This window comes from Microcoleus sp. S36b_A4 (assembly GCF_036700645.1).
Lineage (GTDB): Bacteria > Cyanobacteriota > Cyanobacteriia > Cyanobacteriales > Microcoleaceae > Microcoleus.
In genome coordinates this window covers 1-1,962 of sequence record NZ_JAUBPI010000208.1, presented here as the reverse complement: position 1 = coordinate 1,962, position 1,962 = coordinate 1, and the positions used below count along the sequence as shown (strand labels likewise).

Below are 1,962 nucleotides of genomic sequence, written 5' to 3'. Positions count from 1 at the left end.
CTGAAGTTCCCCCAGTAGGGGGAATGTTCAAATCTCACAAACCCTTGCACTACAAGGAACGATCGCCTTTTTACCCCCAAGCGTGTACCCATGTAATTTAAGGATTTCTTTAGAGTCTTTAGTCAGCGCTCGCGGTATAATTGTAGTCATGTATATCGAACGTGTTCCAAACAGAAATTCTCCGCCGGCCGTATTACTTCGCGAGTCCTACCGCGAAGGTTCAAAAGTACGGAAACGCACTCTGGCAAACTTGTCTAAATTGCCCGACCATGCCATAGATGGACTGCAAGCCTTGTTAAAAGGTGGCGTAACGATCGCTTCTTTGCCTGATTCTTTTAAAATCACCCGTTCGCGCCCACACGGCCACGTAGCAGCAGTATTGGGCTGCCTGAAAAACACTGGCTTACACAACTTAATTAGTTCCGAAAATAGTCGCAACAGAAGATTGGTATTGGCGATGATAATTGCCAGAATTATCGACCCGCGCTCGAAACTCGCCACCGCGAGAGGATTCAACGAAGAAACTTGTTTTTCGAGTATTGGCAAAATCTTAGGCATTGAGGGTGCCGATGAAGATGAACTATATTTGGCAATGGATTGGCTCTTATCCAGACAAGAATCGATCGAAAATAATTTGGCCTCTCTTCATCTGGCATCATCAACATTGGTACTGTATGATGTATCGAGCAGCTATTTTGAGGGCAAAACTTGCCCCCTAGCCCGGTACGGTTACAATCGGGATGGCAAAAGAGGTAAATTGCAAATCGTATTCGGATTAATGTGCGATGCTTCTGGCTGTCCGATCGCGATCGAAGTATTTGAAGGCAATACTGCTGACCCGACAACGCTCACCAATCAAATTACCAAACTCAAAGAAAGATTTGGGATTGCTAAAATAATTTGGGTGGGCGATCGAGGTATTATCTCTTCAACTACAATTCAACAACATTTTCAAGCTAACGATCGCGCTTTCGATTGGATTAGCGCGCTGCGTTCGGTACAAATCCGCACCCTCGTCGAGCAAGAATCGATTCAACTCTCTTTATTTGATGAAAAAAATATCGCTGAAATATCGTCATCTGAGTATCCGGGAGAACGCTTAATCGCCTGTCGCAATCCGATGCTGGCAGCAGAACGAGCCAAAACCAGAGAGGAATTGTTGCAAGCCACCGAAAAAGAATTAGCCAAAATCGCTGCTGCGACAACTAGAGAGAAGCGACGTTTAAAAGGGGCATCAAATATTGCTCTCAAAGTGGGAAAAGTGGTGAATCGTTACAAAGTTGCCAAGCATTTCAAACTTGATTTTCAAGAGAACAGCTTCTGCTACGAAAGAAACACGCAAAGTATTGAAAACGAAGCAGCTCTTGACGGTTTGTACGTGATTCGGACTTCAGTCGAGTCAGAAGTTTTATCGCCAACAGAAACGGTGAGAGCTTATAAAAGCCTGTCCCAAGTAGAACAAGCTTTTCGGAGTTTTAAGACTGTCGATTTAAAGGTGCGACCGATTTACCACCGCCTGGGCGCTCGAGTTAAGGCTCACGTATTTTTATGTATGTTAGCCTATTATGTAGAATGGCAAATGCGTTCTCTGTTGGCTCCGATGCTATTTGATGAGGACGATTGGGAATCGGCTCACCAACAGCAAGAATCAGTGGTGAAAGCCGCCAAGAGCGATCGCACTCGTGCCAAGGCGAGAACCAAGCGAACTGCCGATAATTTGCCAGTACATAGCTTCCAAACAATACTCGCAGATTTGGGTACGATCGCCCACAATGAAATTCTGGCAACTATGGAGGGTGCTAGTTGGGTTTTCGATAAGATTACTCAACCAACAATTGTGCAACAAAAAGCTTTGGATTTACTCGGCGTTTCTCTGATTTGTACCCAGTAAAACCGGAGTCAAAATCCTCCAAAGGTTTACCCTACATACTCCGACGCCTTTTGTCAATGGGGGAACTTCAG

At 45.1% G+C, this 1,962-nt stretch carries 1 protein-coding gene; it reads left to right on the top strand.

All coding sequences use genetic code 11. The features are described 5' to 3' along the window. The first annotated feature begins 148 nt into the window (after positions 1–148). On the top strand, positions 149–1,891 hold the full coding sequence (locus QUA03_RS28800; RefSeq protein ID WP_333217131.1) for an IS1634 family transposase: 1,743 nt from the start codon (positions 149–151) through the stop codon (positions 1,889–1,891). Positions 1,892–1,962 lie beyond the last annotated feature (71 nt).

What these genes read in the sequence shown, in the direction of transcription:
- QUA03_RS28800 (WP_333217131.1), top strand. Translation starts at nt 149, where the DNA reads ATGTATATCGAACGTGTTCCAAACAGAAATTCTCCGCCGGCCGTATTA.